This is a genomic window from Mesorhizobium sp. USDA 4775 (genome assembly GCF_054062655.1).
Window position 1 is genome coordinate 4,426,005 of record NZ_JBSSFM010000001.1, and the last position, 15,362, is coordinate 4,441,366.

A 15,362-nucleotide genomic window follows, 5' to 3' on the forward strand; every position below is an offset into this window, starting at 1 on the left:
GCCTTGCTGGGCCCTGAAGGTCCCTACAATGATCAGTTCCTCCTCGATTTCATGAAGACGCTCTATTCGCTGTCATCCTTGTGGGCCACCCAAGCTCGTCGCCCTTAGCGAAAACCAACACTGGGCTCTATCTTCATGGCGGAGGCTCCAATGGCGATCAGGTGGCGGGAGATCGCGTTCCAACTTGAACCGGATATCGCGCAGGCGGCAGCAAGAGCGTGGTCATGGCTTTTACCAGAGCCGTGGACCCCACTTGTCTGCTCAATGGTGGGAGGCATGTTTGTCGAGCGACCGAACAACGCGGTTCATTGCCTAGACACGGCGACGGGCTTGGCCGAGCAGGTAGCCAACAGCAGGAGGGACTTTGAGGAGATGATCAGGACAGCTCCTGATCTGGTTGATGAGTGGTTCCTTCCGCCGCTTGTCGAACGCCTTCACGCTGCGGGCAAGAAGCCGACGTTAGGAGAATGCTACGGCTTCACCATCTTGCCCGCCTTTGCCGAGGGCAAATTCGATGTCGAGAACATGTTTGTGGTTCCCGTGCGTGAGCAGTTCGTAGGGATGGCCGATATTCATCGCCGGTTGAGCGAATTGTCCGACGGCTCAAGGGTACGGCTCAAGGTGGTCGATTAGGCGCGTAACGCTATTCCGCCGGCCCGGCACCTGCCATAGGCAGCCCTGGCTTGCCCGCTTCGCTGGGATTTCGCCTGACATAGGCGGCCTTCAGGCTCTTCGAGGTTTCGCGCGAGCCGTCATGGCTCCAGCCGGGCGGCTTGATCAGGTAGTTGATACGATCGCCGAGCGAGAGCCCCGGCGCGAAGGCATCCCTGAACATGCTGATCCATTCGTGGAACGCCACTTTCAGCGGGTTGAAGGTACCGAGATTCCTGACGATGCCGTAGCGCGGCCGGTCTTCTTCCAGCTCCTCGACGAAGGTGCCGAACATGCGATCCCAAATGATCAGCGTGCCGGCATAGTTGGCGTCGAGATAGCGCGGATTGGTGGCGTGGTGGACGCGGTGGTGCGAGGGCGTGTTGAAGATGAATTCGAACCAGCCCCACATCTTGCCGATGGTCTCGGTGTGGATCCAGAACTGCCAGACGAGGTTGAAGCCGAAGGTGAAGGCAATCACCGCTGGGTGAAAGCCGAGCAGCACCAGCGGCGCCTGCAGCACGAACATGAAGGTGAACAGACCCGTCCAGCTCTGCCTGAGCGCCGTCGACAGATTGTAGTGCTGGCTTGAGTGATGGTTGACGTGCTCGGCCCACACCCAGCGCACCCGGTGCGCGATGCGGTGATAGACATAGTAGCGCAGATCATCGAGCAGGAAGGCGGCCAGGAACACCCAGACCGACAGGCCGAGATTGAAGATGCGGAACTGCCACAGCCATAGCAGGGCCCAGTAGGAGACGACGCCAAGCAGCAGCCCGGCGACGACATTGCCGGTGCCCATCATCAGGCTGGTCAGCGTGTCGCGCGTCTCGAACGAGCCCTTCGCGCGGCCGGTGCGCACCAGCCAGAGCTCGATCAGGATGGCAGCGACGAAGAACGGAATGGCCAGCTGGGTGACCTGCGGAAAATCATAGCTGTCCATCACGCGGCCTCCCTGGCGGCATGGCGTGCTTCAAGAGCCTTTAGCAAGGCCTGCGCATGGGACTGTCAGGAATTCCGTGTGCGGGCGGGCATAATGGGTAAAAAGGATTCCCACTATGACCCGACGCAAAGAACCTGCGATACCGAATGATCTTCTCGACCAGCTTCTGGCAGGCGGGGCAGCCAGTGCTGCCTTCGAACAGGGCGGCCTGCTGGATACGCTCAAGAAGGCTCTGACCGAGCGCGCGCTGAACGCGGAGATGGACCATCATCTGGCGAGCGGCGAAGACGCTGGCAACACGCGCAACGGTTATGGCCGCAAGACGGTGACGACCGAGACCGGCAAGCTGGAGATCGATGTTCCGCGTGACCGCCAGTCGAGTTTCGATCCGCAACTGATCGCCAAGTACCAGCGCCGTTTTCCCGGCTTTGATGACAAGATCGTGTCGATGTACGCGCGTGGCATGAGCACCCGGGAGATCACCGGGCACCTGCGCGATCTGTACGGCATCGATGTGTCTGCGGACCTGATCTCAACGGTGACGGACGCCGTGCTCGACGAAGTCGCCACCTGGCAGCAAAGGCCGCTCGATCCGATTTACCCGCTGGTCTTCTTCGATGCGATCCGGGTCAAGATCCGCGATGAAGGGATGGTCCGCAACAAGGCCATCCACATCGCACTGGGCGTGCGCGCCGATGGTGCAAAGGAGGTGCTGGGCCTGTGGCTCGAGCAGAATGAAGGCGCCAAGTTCTGGCTGCGGGTGATGAACGAGCTCAAGAACCGCGGCACGGAGGATATCCTTCTGGCCGTCGTCGATGGCCTGAAAGGCTTCCCGGACGCGATCACCGCTGTGTTCCCGGAGGCGATCGTCCAGACGTGCATAGTCCATCTGCTGCGCAACTCGATGGACTTCGTGTCCTGGAAAGATCGCAAGAGCCTCGCCGGCGCACTCAAGGAAATCTACCGCGCCGTCGATGCCGATGCCGCCGAAAAGGCGCTGGCGGCGTTCGAGGCCGGCCCCTGGGGCCTGCGCTATCCCGCCATCGGCCAGAGCTGGCGGCGCGCCTGGGCCGAGGTCATTCCATTCTTCGCGTTCCCTGACGACGTCCGCCGGATCATTTACACGACGAACTCAATAGAGGCGTTGAACTCGAAACTTCGACGGGCTGTCAGGGCCAGGGGCCATTTCCCCAGCGACGACGCGGCGACCAAGCTGCTCTATCTGATCTTGAACCGATCCGAGAAAGAGTGGAAAATGCCGCCACGTGAGTGGACCATGGCCAAGGCCCAATTCGCTGTCATCTTCGGCGAGCGCTTCATCAGGGCAATGGCTGCATAATGTTCAACAGCCCGCCCGCACACGGAATTCCTGACAGTCCCCTGCGCATCGCCGGCATTGGCGAAGCGGAAACGGCCGCCCTTCCAGGTGAAGTCCGTCAACCGCAATTGAATTGTGTTCGTCTCCTCGGACCTGGACACCGAGACGTCCGCAGCCATGACGATACGCGTCAAAAAGCAGTCGCCAATGCTGTGGACGATGCCGGTGCGCCCTCGTCCAAGGTCCAGAAATGCCGTTTTGGCGTCCGCCGTGAGGCGAACTGTTGCAACCATCTCGTCGGGAAAATCCTCGGCGAAACGGTGCAACGCCTGATCGGGGTCGGTCAGCGTGGCAGTCTTGCTGCCGCCGGTGAAATGCACCGCGGCGACCGACAGCGCAATGCCAAGGACGACGATCGCGACCAGAACGGGCAAGCTCATGGATTTCCTCCGGGCCGGCCTGTCATCTCCGGCGACAGTTCCCGGCGCTGCCGAATCCTTAGCACGATTGACGTTTACGTCAAAGTGCCGGCCAGCCCTTGCTCGCTCGCCGCAACAGCAGCCAATGCCGGCGCAAGGCGGACAGCCGCGCGACGCCGTCGAGCGGCGATTGGCGCGAGCCTTCCATCTTGTCGAGATAGGCACGCGACAGTGCCAGCGGCAGGAATGCCGGATGCAAGGCCACCGGCAGGGCTGCGGCGCCCCCCTCGAAAGCCGAAAGGTGTTCGCGCGCCAACGCTATCATCGCCGCCACGGCGCGCCGCGCCCCAGGCCCGCCATCGCCGGCAACAAACTCTTCCGACGTCGATCCCGCCGCCGCCAGAATGTCGGCCGGGACAAAACACTGCCCGCGCTTGCGGTGCAGCGGCAACAGAAGCAGGAGGCCGGTCATGGCCTGCGCGCAGCCCGCCCTGCCCGCCAATTCGGCGAAGCGGGGCGCCTCGACGGGATCGAGCACCATCGCCGCAAGCTGGATGAGCGCGGCCGCCGTCTCGCCGCAATAGCCTTCCAGGTCGGTGCGCGACGGCATCGGGTCGTCATAAAGATCGAAGATGCGCGCTTCGAGCATGTTGTCGAATGCCAGCTTGGGGAGGCGGTGGGCGGAAATTGTCGCCTTCAGCGCGTCGGCGACGGGATGGCCGATGGCTGCATCATCATTGTCGACGGCGATGAGGTCACGCCACCATTGCAGCCGCACCTCGCCCGGCAACGCTTCATGGATGCGATCACGGATGCCGGCGATTTCGGCATTGAAAGCGTAAAGCGAAAACAGCGCGTCGCGCTTTTCGGCCGGCGCGTAGAGTGCCGTCAAATAGCGGTCATGGTCGGCGGCGCGCACCGCGTCCATGACGATTTTGGCATTTTGGGACATATCAATCGACGGCGATGAGCGCTGCGGCCACGGCGCGGTCTTCCGCCAGAAGGACATTGTAGGTCCGCACCGCAGCCCCGGTCGACATCGGGTCGGACGCAATGCCCGCCTCTTTCAGCGCCGCTCGCAGCGCCGCCGGCAATGGCCTCAAATCCTTGCCCATGCCGACCAGCAGGATCTCGACCTTATCGGCTTCGGCCAGCAGTTTTTCGAAATCCGCCACCGCCAGCGCTGAAGCGTCCGCCGGCTCCCAACCATGGATGCCGGATGGCAGGCACAGCAGCGAGCCGCGATGCGACATGTCGGCAAAGCGGAACCCGCCATTGCCATAAGCCTCGATCGGCGCGCGGCCGGGGAAATGCGCCTCGCGGATGACGATGCCTTTGCCGGTCACCACTGTTGTTACCCCTTCGGGGCCGCGCGTCAGGTCGCGACCGCCTTGCCGCCGTTGACCGGCTTCTCCTCGTCGGCCGAGGCCTGCGGGCGCAGCTTGAACAGGATCAGCAGCGGTGCGGCGATGAAGATCGACGAATAGGTGCCGAACACGACGCCGAACAGCATCGCCATGGTGAAGGAGCGGATGACTTCGCCGCCGAACAACACCAGCGCCAGCAATGCCAGGATCGTCGTCACCGAGGTCAGCGTCGTTCGCGACAGCGTCTCGTTGATGGCGTTGTTCAACAGCTGCGGCAGCGGCATTCGCTTGTATTTTCGCAGATCTTCTCGGACGCGGTCATAGACCACGATCGTGTCGTTCAGCGAATAGCCGATGATGGTCAGGATCGCCGCCAGCGACGACTGGTTGAATTCGAGCCCGGTGATGACGAAGAAACCGAGCGTCATGACCACATCGTGCACAGTCGCCACGATGGCGCCGACCGCGAATTGCCACTCGAAACGGAACCACACATAGACCAGGATGCCGACCAGCGCGACCAGCATGGCGATGGTGCCTTGCTTGGCCAGTTCACCGGAAACCGTCGGTCCCACCACTTCGACGCGGCGGAAATCATACTGGTCCTGAAGCTCGCCGCGCACCTTGTCGATGACCGTCTGCTCGGCATTCTCGCCGCCATCCTGCGTGCCGACACGGATCAGCACGTCATTCGGCGCGCCGAACTGCTGCACCTGCACTTCGCCGATATTGAGCTCCATCAGCCTGGCGCGGATATCGCCGAGATTGGCATCGCCGCTCTTGGACTTCACCTCGATCATCGAGCCGCCCTTGAAGTCGATGCCGTAATTGATATCGACCGTCATGAACAGCACCACGGACAGCACCGACAGGAAGCTCGATAGTGCGAACGTCCAGCGGCGGATACCCATGAAGGGGATCTTGGTGCCCGGCGGAATGAAGGTCACCGGGGCCTTCGGCAATTCCTTCGGACGGGCGCGGCGTAGCCAGATCGACACCAGCAGGCGCGTGAAGGTGAAAGCGGTGAAGACCGTGGTCAGGATACCGATGGCGTAGGTGATGGCAAAGCCCTTCACCGGACCGGTGCCGAGATAGAACAGCACCACGGTGGCGATCAGCGAGGTGACGTTGGAATCGACGATGGTCGCCAGCGCCTTCGAGAAGCCGGTGTCGATCGCCTGGATCACCGAGCGGCCGGCCCGTCGTTCTTCACGGATGCGTTCGTAGATCAGCACGTTGGAATCGACCGCCATGCCGATGGTCAGCACGATACCGGCAATACCGGGCAAGGTCAGCGTCGCCCCAAGCAGCGACAGCAGCCCAACGATCATCGCCACGTGCACCGCCAGCGCGATGTTGGCGAGGAAACCGAGGAAGCCATAGGCGACGAACATGAAGGCGACGACGAGGATCGAACCGATGATACCGGCGACCTTGCCGGCATGGATCGAATCCTGGCCAAGGCCTGGGCCGACAGTGCGTTCCTCGATGACCGTCAATGTGGCCGGCAGCGCACCCGCTCGCAAAAGCACGGCGAGATCGTTGGCGCTCTGGGCGGTGAAATTGCCTGATATCTGGCCGGTCCCGCCGAGGATCGGTTCACGAATCTGCGGCGCCGAGATCACCTGGTTGTCGAGGATGATGGCGAAGAGCTTGCCGACATTCTGCGAGGTCGCCTGGCCGAAGCGGGCAGCGCCCTTCGAATCGAAGCGGAACGAGACCACCGGCTCGTTGTTCTGCGAATTGTAGGTCGCCTGCGCGTCGACGAGGTTTTCGCCCGAAACGATGACGCGGTTTTCGATCAGATACGGAACCGGCGGGTCGTCCTGGGAATAGAGCACCGTGGAACCGGCGGGCGGGCGCCCCTTGAGCGCGTCCTGCACCGGCATCGATTGGTCGACCATCTGGAAAGTCAGCTTCGCGGTCTGGCCGAGGATTTCCTTCAGCCGCTGCGGATCCTGCAGGCCCGGTACCTGGACAAGGATGCGGTCGTCGCCTTGCCGCTGCACGATAGGCTCGGTGGTGCCGAGTTCGTTGACGCGGCGCTCGACCACTTCGATCGACTGCGCCAATGCAGTCGATGTGCGGTATTTGATACCGGCATCGGTGACGGTGAATTTGAGCAGGCCCGGCTCGGAATCATCCAGCGACATTTCCTGGATGGAGCCGCCACTGAACAGGCCGGCGGCGACAGGATCGGTCAAGGTCTTCAACGCCTTCTTCGCGGCGTCGAGCTGGGCCGGGTCCGTGATGCGGACCTGCAAGGTCCGCCCGGTGCCGGCAAGGCCGGTATAGCCGATCTTGGCGTCACGCAGCAGCGTGCGGATTTCGTCGCGCGTCGTCTCCAGCCGATCCTTGATCAGATCGTTCTGGTTCATCTCCAGCAGGATGTGCGAACCGCCCTGCAGGTCGAGGCCGAGCGTCATCTGCCGCTTCGGCACCCAGCTCGGCAGCTGGGCCAACGTGCTGGCGGGGAACAGATTGGGCGCGGCGAGGATCACTGTGATGGCGACGGCCACCCAGATCAGGATCATCTTGAAGCGCGAAAAATACAGCATATGGCGTCGTCCGTCAGAGCGTGTCCGCGGATCGCTCCGCCTTGAATTGGGTTATTTCTTGGCGTTCTGGTTGGCCACCGGTTCGCCCTTGACGCGCACATCGGCGATCGTCGAGCGCAGCGCCGTCACCTTGGTGCCACCACCAAGGTCGATCTCGAGCTCGTTGTCGTCGATCACCTTCGTCACCTTGCCGACGAAACCACCGCCGGTGACGACCGTGTCGCCGCGGCGGACCGCCGCCAGCATCTCGCCGCGCTTCTTCAGCTGCGTGCGCTGCGGGCGGATGATCAGAAAATACATGATCACAAAAATCAGGACAAACGGCAAAATGCTGATGAACATATCGGGAGAGGCGCCGCCAATGCCTTGGGCGTATGCCGGTGTCACGAACATCGAGGTACTCCTGAATTTTGAAAACAGCCGCCAACCGTCCTGCGGAGTTTGGCGACCCCTTGAAATTTGGCCGGAATATAGTCGGTAAAGTTGTCAATGCAACTGCGCGACCGACCAAATCGGCTGCTTTTCCGGCCTGTTCGCCCGTGTTAGAGCATGATCGCGAAATGCGAGAGCCGGTTTACCGAAAAGATCACGCTCGAACAAAAGGTTGGGACCGGTTTCGAACCCGACGGATTCGAACGTGTCCGACCTGCCCGCCCCAGGAAACGAGCCAAAAGACCTGAAATGACCGACAGCACCATCGACGCCCTCAACAAGAAACTTGACCGCCTGATCGAGGCTGTCGGCCGCCTCGCCCCGCCGCCGGTGCCTGAAACCGACCTCGGCGAGGCCGACTGTTTCGTCTGGCAGGCCGACCCCGGCTATCTGGAGCCGGTGCGCAAGGTCAACCGCGTCGACATTGGGCTGATCCGCGGCGTCGACCGTGTCCGCGACATCCTTGTCGACAACACCGAGCGCTTCGCCGCCGGCTTTGCCGCCAACAACGTCCTGTTGTGGGGCGCGCGCGGCATGGGCAAATCGTCGCTGGTCAAGGCCGTGCATGCCGAGATCAACGCCAAGGCCAAATCCGACCTGCCGCTCAAGCTGATCGAGATCCACCGCGAGGATATCGATACGCTGCCCAAGCTGATGGGTCTGCTGAAGGCCTCGCCCTTCCGCGTCATCCTGTTTTGCGACGACCTGTCCTTCGATCATGACGACACGTCCTACAAGTCTTTGAAGGCGGCACTCGAAGGCGGCGTCGAGGGCCGTCCGGCCAATGTCATCTTCTACGCCACCTCGAACCGCCGCCATTTGTTGCCGCGCGACATGATTGACAATGAGCGCTCGACCGCCATCAATCCGTCCGAGGCGGTCGAAGAGAAGGTCTCGCTCTCCGACCGGTTCGGGCTTTGGCTCGGCTTCCACAAATGCTCGCAGGACGAGTATCTCGAGATGATCAATGGCTATGCCAGCCATCATGGCCTCGACATCGACCCAGAGCAGCTGCGCGCGGAAGCGCTGGAATGGGCGACGACGCGCGGCAGCCGCTCGGGCCGCGTCGCCTGGCAGTTCACGCAGGATCTGGCCGGCCGGCTCGGCAAGCCGCTCAAGGATTGAGGCGTCGCGCCCGTCGCACGTCGCGCGGCGTTTGGCCAATCTCGCGGCGCATCCAATGCGCCAGATGTGACTGGTGTGCGAAGCCCGCCAATTCCGCGACCTCGCTGGTGCTGAGATCGCCCTGCTGCAGCAGGGCACGAGCGCGTTCGACCCGGCGTCGCAACACGTAGCGATGCAGGGTGACGCCCGTCGCCACCTTGAACCATGTCCGCAGATGCGAGCTGCTCGCGCCGGCTACCCGGGCGAGTCGATGGACCGAGAGCGGCTCGTGGAGAGCCGCCTCAATGTGCTCCAGGACGCGCTTGAGCTGGGTATCCGACAAGCGGTTCGTCCGTTCGACGTCAATATCGTCGACACCAAGCAGCCTGACCGCCAGCGCGGCGCCAATGCTGTCGGCAAACAGGGAGCCGCTTGGTGCACCCGCATCGAGATCGCTCCGGAGCGCGCGAGCGAGATGCTCGATGCGCTGGTCGCGAAGCAGATGGCGTGTGTCGAGCCGCGATACCAGCGCCCTGCCGCCAAGTTCCGCCGCCACCCTTTCCATCAGGGCTGGCTGCAAGACAATCTCGATCGTGTCGAACGCGGTTTCAGCCTCGAAACCACCCTCCTCGCCAGCCGGCACCAGGTCGATATCGCCGGCGCGCCTGACGAAATAGCGCCCAACTTGATTGCAGTAGGAGCGTGTCGCCGCGCTTGCATGCACCATGACGCGATGGTGCGGCGCCCGCGGCAGACGATGGACACCTGCCTCGATGTGCCGGGCGATCATTGCTACGTCGGATGGGGATCGGGCCGAAGCAAATTGTGGACGCATGCACTCTCGATTCATGGCGAAACCTGTTCAAGATTTGGCAATTCCCGCGCGATTTTCAATGCCGCGACCCTGTACGCACGCCTCTCCATCAAACTCGGAAGAGAGGTTGCCATGAGTTTCTATGTTGTTGTCGGCGCAGGCCCGGTTGGACGCGAGACCGCGCGCCTTCTTGGTGAGGAAGGGCATGATGTCGTTCTCACAAGCCGAAGCGTCGGCTCGAACGCGTTGCCGAACGTGCGGACCATACAGGCCGACGCCACCGATGCCTCTGAACTGTCACGTATCTGCCGAGGCGCCGATGCCATCTTCATGTGTGCCATGGCCGCATATCATCGGTGGCCGACCGACTTTTTCCCCATCATCGACGGCACCGTGCGCGCGGCCGAAGCGGTCGGCGCCAAGCTCATCGTGCTCGGAAACCTCTATGGCTATGGGGAAAATGCCGATAGCCCGCTTCGCTCCGACCTGCCCCTGGATCCGACGTCGAGGAAGGGAACCGCCAGGGCGATCATGTGGCAGCGGGCGGTCCGTGCCGATGTACCGGCGATCGAAATACGCTCCAGCGACTATCTCGGACATGGCGCGATCAGCTACTTCTCACTGATTGCGCTGCCCGCCATCATCGAGGGCAAGCCTGTCGCCTTCATCGGAGACCTCGACGCAACCCATGCCTGGACCTTCACCAGGGACGTCGCGAGGACGCTGGTCGCGGCGGCCCGCTACAAGGGCGAATGGGGACGCGCGTTTCACGTTCCCTCGCAATACGCCTCACCCAGGGAGCTCATCCAGAAAACCGCGGCGATGCTCGCACGAGAGGTTTCAGGGACACGTTCCTATTCCGTCCCTGAGATCGAATCCCTGGGCATGCATGAGGCCATCGAGATGAGTTACCTCTTCGAGAGACCTCTGCTGGTTGATGCCTCCGAGACTGAGGCGCTTCTGGGCGTAAAGGCCAGCAGCATCGAGGAGATGATCGCCGACACGCTCCGTGATCAACTGTGACCCGCGCGGGCGGGCTTTGCAGCAACTGAAAAAGCCCGCTCCTTGCGGAACGGGCTGAGCCGGCGGGCCGGACTGGAGGTCAGACGGCCCGCAAAAATCGCTTTCTTCTTCTATTCGAGACAGCCGGACTATTCGAGGTAACCAGAGGGGTCGACCGGGGCGGAATTCTTGCGCACTTCGAAGTGCAGCTTCGGCGAGTCCGTCGTGCCGCTCATGCCCGACAAAGCGATCTCCTGGCCGCGCTTGACCTTCTGGCCGCGCTGCACCTCGATCGAGCTGGCATGGCCATAGACGGTGACCAGGCCGTTCTCGTGGCGCACCAGCACCGTGTTGCCGAATTCCTTGAGCCCGTCGCCGGCGTAGATGACGACGCCGTTCTCGGCCGCCTTGATCGGCGTGCCCGAGGGCACCGCGATGTCGACGCCGTCCTTGCCGGATCCGAAACCGGAGATCACCCGGCCGCGCACCGGCCAGCGCATCTTGCCGATACCCGTGGCGTCCGGCGCTACCGCTTCGTCGTCCTCGGCCTGCTGGATGACCTTCGCGTCCTTCTTCGGCGGCGTATAGGATGCCAGCGTTTCCGACGGCGTGGTCTTTGCCGGGGGCTGCGTGGTTGCCGTGGTCACCGGATCGACTTTTGCCGGCTTGGCGCTGGCGACCGTCGCGGTTCCGCCGGCTGGTACCTTCAGGGTCTGGCCGATCTTGAGCAAACCGTCCTTCATGCCGTTGGCCTGCTTCAGCGCAACGACGCCGACGCCGGTCTTCCTGGCGATCGAGGACATCGTGTCACCCGACTGGACCGTATAGGTACCGGCGGCGCCTGTTGCCTTGGCGACCTGCGCGGGCTTGGGTTCCTTGGGCTGGCTCGCGGCGGCCGAAGCATCGACCTGCGCGGCGGACTTGCCTTCCTTGAGCTTAGGCTGCTGCGGCAAGACGGCGACCTTGTCCGGCGCGGTCGCAGGCAGGTCGTGCTTGCCATCCTTTGCAGGCCCGTCCTTCAACTGCTTTGCATCGGCGACCTTCGGCTCGGCCTTGCTCGAATAGGCATAGGCCGGGATGACGATCTTCTGACCGGTCTTCAGCCCCTTGGTCGGGCTCAGGCCGTTCACCTTCATGATGACATCGGCCGGCACTTTGTAATGCGCGGCCAGGCCGGAAATGGTCTCGCCGTCCCTGACGACGATTTCGGTCGCGTGCGGCCTGCCCGCCTCGGCCACCTTCGGCGCGTCGGGCTGGGCATTCTTGAACGGCTTGGCGGCCGGCTCGACAGTGCCGGTTGTCGTCCTGTCGACGTGGGGAGCGGGCCGAACCATGGCCGGCGCCGATGCGACACGCACCGGATTGGCGGCAGGCGCGAGCGCCGGCGCGGGTTGCGCCTGAGCTGAAACGGGCGGCGGCAACGGCCGGCTCGAAACCGGTTCGAGGCTGGAGCGGCTGACCGACTGCGTGTGGCTGCCGTCGAGCGGCGCGGCCGAGACATCGCCCGGATAGGGCTGCACGGCGTCCTGCTTGTTGATGATGGCGCGCTGATTGTTCGTCGAGGAAGTGAAGACGTCGTCGACGCTGTTGAACCGCGAGGCCTGGGAACTGCACCCGGCCGCCGCGCCTGCAATCATGAGAACAGCGCAGCCCCGCGCCAGATTGCGACCGTTTGTCTTCAAAACACTGAGTTGCATCGCACTAACCCGCACAAACTCTGCACCAACTGGATCGGATTAAAGCGCGTTAATGTTACTGGTCGGTTAACCCATTAGAATCCGACGAAAATTTTCTTAAAACATTTTCGAGTGCGTGGAGGCGCGTTGAGATTCAGGTCAGGCCGAGTCGAAAATGGTTGATACCGAGAACCGGAGCGGAACGCACTTTTCGTACGTGAGCACCGGAGCGCAGGTATCAGCCATTTGCAGGCCGGCCTCACCTGAATATCAATGCGCCTAGATAATCGCCGCGACGCTGCGTAGGATCGGCTGCAGCCGCACGAGGCCGATATCCTCGCGCTCGAAACGGCTGCCAACCTTGGTCAGCTTGGCCAGCACCTGCTCGCCCTCCTCCGGCCCGATCGGCGCAATGACGATGCCGCCACTCGACAATTGGTCGAGCAGGAAGCGCGGCAGGCTGTCGAAGGCCGCCCAGGCGACAATGCGGTCGAACGGGCCTTCTGCAGGCAGGCCGCCGGAGCCGTCAGCCTGGCGCACGACTACATTGCCGATGCCGAGCGCCTCGAAACGCTGCCTGGCCTGCTCGACAAGGGTCTTGTAGCGGTCGATGGTGACGATGCGCGCCGCCAGCCGCGACATCACCGCCGCCGAATAGCCGGTGCCGGTGCCGATCTCGAGAACGCGGTTTCCCGCTTCTATGGCAAGAGCCGCGATCACCGCCGCCTGCATGTCGGCGCCTTCGATCGCCTCGCCGCATTCGATCGGCAGCATGCGGTCGGACCAGGCGATCTGGTGGAAGTGAGGCGCCAGAAAGCCGCGCCGTGGTGTAGCCTCGAAAGCCGCGATCAGCGCCTTCGGCACGGTTCCCCTGCCGCGCAGGCGCAACAGGAAAGCGGCAAATCCTTCGCGGTCATCGATTGGCAAATTCATGCAAGCGCCTTGCTCAGCTGGTCACGGATCTCATGCGCGGTGAGGTCGAGCTGCAACGGCGTCACCGACACCAATCTGTTGCGCAGCGCGTGGAGGTCGGTGCCTTGCTTGCCCTCGACCGGCTCGCGGCCGAAGCGCAGCCAATAGTAAGGCAGGCCGCGCCCGTCACGGCGCTCGTCGACCCACAGGCTGTGTACGAGTTTGCCTTGTGTGGTGACCACCGTGCCAACGACTTCTTCGGGAAGGCAGTTGGGAAAATTGACGTTGAGCAGAACGCCGTCCGGCAGCGGCGTCGCGACGAGCTTCTTCAGCAGTGCCGGCGCCAGCGCCTCGGTGGTTTCGTAGGGAACGGTGCGATCCTCGCCGACATAGGAATAGCCCTGGCTGAGGGCGATCGATCGGATGCCGAGCAGCGCGCCCTCCATGGCGCCGGCGACGGTTCCCGAATAGGTCACGTCGTCGGCGATGTTGGCGCCCGAATTGATGCCGGAAAGGATCAGGTCGGGCGCGCCGGGCAGGATCTTCTTCACGCCCATGATGACGCAATCGGTCGGCGTGCCGCGCACGGCGAAATGCTTCTCGCCGATCTTGCGCAGCCGCAGCGGCTCCGAGATCGACAGCGAATGCGCATAGCCGGACTGGTCCTGCTCCGGCGCCACCACCCATACATCGTCGGAGAGTGTGCGCGCGACGCGTTCGAGCGACGCCAGGCCCTCGGCGTGAATGCCGTCGTCATTGGTCAGAAGAATGCGCATTACTTCGCTTCGATCTTTGCCAGACCGCCCATGTAAGGCCGCAGCACTTCAGGAATGGTTACGCTGCCATCCTCGTTCTGGTAGTTTTCGATGACGGCAATCAGCGCGCGGCCGACAGCGGTGCCCGAACCGTTTAGCGTATGGACGAAGCGATTGCCCTTGCCGTCCTTGTCCTTGTAGCGGGCATCCATGCGGCGCGCCTGGAAGTCGCCGCAGACCGAACAGGACGAGATCTCGCGATAGGCGTTCTGGCCGGGCAGCCAGACCTCGATGTCATAGGTCTTGCGCGCGCCAAAGCCCATGTCGCCGGTGCACAGCGTCATGGTGCGGAACGGCAGCTCAAGCCGCTTCAGCACTTCCTCGGCGCATTGCGTCATCCGTTCATGCTCGGCGAGCGAGGATTCCTGGTCGGTGATCGACACCAGCTCGACCTTGTAGAACTGGTGCTGCCGCAGCATGCCGCGCGTGTCGCGCCCGGCCGAGCCTGCTTCCGAGCGGAAACACGGCGTCAGCGCGGTGAAGCGCAGGGGCAGTTTTTCATGCGCGGTGATTTCCTCGCGCACGAGGTTCGTAAGCGGCACCTCGGCGGTCGGGATCAGGCCAAGCCTGCCCTCGCCGTGCGGCGTGAAGAACAGGTCCTCCTCGAATTTCGGCAGCTGGTTGGTGCCGAAAAGCACCTCGTCGCGCACCATCAGCGGCGGGATCACTTCCTCATAGCCGTGCGAGGTCGTGTGCAGGTCGAGCATGAACTGGCCGATCGCGCGTTCCATCCGTGCCAGGCCGCTCTTCAGCACGGTGAAGCGCGAACCCGACAGCTTGGCCGCCCGCTCGAAATCCATCATGCCGAGCGCTTCGCCGACCTCGAAATGCTCCTTCACCCAGTTCGGCCGCGTCGGCACCTTGCCGACAATGTGTTTGACGACATTGTCGTGTTCGTCCTTGCCGACCGGCACATCGTCGAGAGGCACATTGGGCAGCACCGCCAGCGCGTCGTTCAGCGCCTTGTCGAGCTCGCGTTCGCGCGCCTCGCCATTCTGGATGAAGGTTTTGATATCGCCGACTTCGGCCTTGAGTTTTTCGGCAAGAGCGGCGTCACCCGAACGCATGGCGTTGCCGATTTCCTTCGAGGCGGCGTTGCGGCGCTCCTGCTTGGTCTGCAGCTCGGTGACGTGTTCGCGCCGCGCCTCGTCCCTGGCGATCAAATCATCGACCGTGGACTGCGCCTCTGCCGCCGACCACGAGCGCTTGGCCAGCGCCTCGACAAGGGCCTTCGGGTTGTCGCGAATCCATTTGATGTCAAGCATAGTTTGAACGCTCCTGAGCTAAGCTCCGAGGGCGTAAACCGCATCCTTGACCGATGCAAGATGAGGCTGGGCGGCGGTTGTCGTTT

14 protein-coding genes are annotated in these 15,362 nt (G+C 62.9%); 4 read left to right on the plus strand and 10 right to left on the minus strand.

Annotated features, from left to right (window positions below; translation table 11 throughout):
• Positions 1 to 150: 150 nt before the first annotated feature.
• The gene (locus ACVILI_RS21680; protein ID WP_240565026.1) at positions 151 to 633 is read left to right on the plus strand and encodes a T6SS immunity protein Tdi1 domain-containing protein; all 483 of its coding nucleotides are present in this window, start codon (positions 151 to 153) and stop codon (positions 631 to 633) included.
• Positions 634 to 643: 10 nt separating this feature from the next.
• On the opposite strand, the gene ACVILI_RS21685 is transcribed toward ACVILI_RS21680, so the two are convergent.
• Entirely contained in the window at positions 644 to 1,594 is a 951-nt protein-coding gene (locus ACVILI_RS21685) for a sterol desaturase family protein (RefSeq protein ID WP_240565027.1), read from the minus strand.
• Positions 1,595 to 1,709: 115 nt separating this feature from the next.
• On the opposite strand from ACVILI_RS21685, the gene ACVILI_RS21690 reads away from it, so the two are divergent.
• A complete protein-coding gene (locus ACVILI_RS21690; RefSeq protein WP_038649879.1) occupies positions 1,710 to 2,933 on the plus strand; it encodes an IS256 family transposase in 1,224 nt (407 codons plus the stop codon).
• A gap of 498 nt (positions 2,934 to 3,431) precedes the next feature.
• On the opposite strand, the gene ACVILI_RS21695 is transcribed toward ACVILI_RS21690, so the two are convergent.
• The 4 genes from ACVILI_RS21695 to yajC are packed head-to-tail and all read right to left on the minus strand — an operon-like array spanning position 3,432 to position 7,649.
• Positions 3,432 to 4,283, minus strand: coding sequence for a phytoene/squalene synthase family protein (locus tag ACVILI_RS21695; protein ID WP_038647234.1), 852 nt, complete (start codon positions 4,281 to 4,283; stop codon positions 3,432 to 3,434).
• A gap of 1 nt (position 4,284) precedes the next feature.
• On the minus strand, positions 4,285 to 4,680 hold the full coding sequence (locus tag ACVILI_RS21700; protein WP_019858550.1) for an Mth938-like domain-containing protein: 396 nt from the start codon (positions 4,678 to 4,680) through the stop codon (positions 4,285 to 4,287).
• Between the two features lie 26 nt (positions 4,681 to 4,706).
• On the minus strand, positions 4,707 to 7,256 hold the full coding sequence (gene secDF, locus ACVILI_RS21705; RefSeq protein ID WP_038647236.1) for a protein translocase subunit SecDF: 2,550 nt from the start codon (positions 7,254 to 7,256) through the stop codon (positions 4,707 to 4,709).
• Between the two features lie 51 nt (positions 7,257 to 7,307).
• A complete protein-coding gene (gene yajC, locus ACVILI_RS21710; protein WP_010909882.1) occupies positions 7,308 to 7,649 on the minus strand; it encodes a preprotein translocase subunit YajC in 342 nt (113 codons plus the stop codon).
• 288 nt (positions 7,650 to 7,937) lie between these two features.
• Between yajC and ACVILI_RS21715 the strand changes: the two genes are divergently transcribed.
• Positions 7,938 to 8,813, plus strand: coding sequence for an ATP-binding protein (locus ACVILI_RS21715; RefSeq protein WP_240565028.1), 876 nt, complete (start codon positions 7,938 to 7,940; stop codon positions 8,811 to 8,813).
• Here the strand turns inward: ACVILI_RS21715 and ACVILI_RS21720 are convergent.
• Complete coding sequence (locus ACVILI_RS21720) at positions 8,803 to 9,642, minus strand: helix-turn-helix domain-containing protein (RefSeq protein ID WP_019858553.1); 840 nt, start codon at positions 9,640 to 9,642, stop codon at positions 8,803 to 8,805. The genes ACVILI_RS21715 and ACVILI_RS21720 overlap by 11 nt on opposite strands.
• 96 nt (positions 9,643 to 9,738) lie before the next feature.
• On the opposite strand from ACVILI_RS21720, the gene ACVILI_RS21725 reads away from it, so the two are divergent.
• On the plus strand, positions 9,739 to 10,629 hold the full coding sequence (locus tag ACVILI_RS21725; RefSeq protein WP_064984146.1) for an NAD-dependent epimerase/dehydratase family protein: 891 nt from the start codon (positions 9,739 to 9,741) through the stop codon (positions 10,627 to 10,629).
• A gap of 128 nt (positions 10,630 to 10,757) precedes the next feature.
• Here ACVILI_RS21725 and ACVILI_RS21730 read toward each other — a convergent pair whose 3' ends face one another.
• The 4 genes from ACVILI_RS21730 to serS form a co-directional block, all read right to left on the minus strand.
• Positions 10,758 to 12,305: a peptidoglycan DD-metalloendopeptidase family protein gene (locus tag ACVILI_RS21730; protein WP_019858555.1), complete on the minus strand. Its 1,548-nt coding sequence runs from the start codon at positions 12,303 to 12,305 to the stop codon at positions 10,758 to 10,760.
• A 258-nt stretch (positions 12,306 to 12,563) separates the two neighbouring features.
• Positions 12,564 to 13,217: a protein-L-isoaspartate(D-aspartate) O-methyltransferase gene (locus ACVILI_RS21735; RefSeq protein WP_019858556.1), complete on the minus strand. Its 654-nt coding sequence runs from the start codon at positions 13,215 to 13,217 to the stop codon at positions 12,564 to 12,566.
• Positions 13,214 to 13,972, minus strand: a complete 759-nt coding sequence (gene surE, locus ACVILI_RS21740) for a 5'/3'-nucleotidase SurE (RefSeq protein ID WP_019858557.1) — start codon at positions 13,970 to 13,972, stop codon at positions 13,214 to 13,216. The genes ACVILI_RS21735 and surE overlap by 4 nt, the downstream gene beginning before the upstream one ends.
• Positions 13,972 to 15,276: a serine--tRNA ligase gene (gene serS / locus ACVILI_RS21745; RefSeq protein ID WP_038647242.1), complete on the minus strand. Its 1,305-nt coding sequence runs from the start codon at positions 15,274 to 15,276 to the stop codon at positions 13,972 to 13,974. The genes surE and serS overlap by 1 nt, the downstream gene beginning before the upstream one ends.
• Positions 15,277 to 15,362 lie beyond the last annotated feature (86 nt).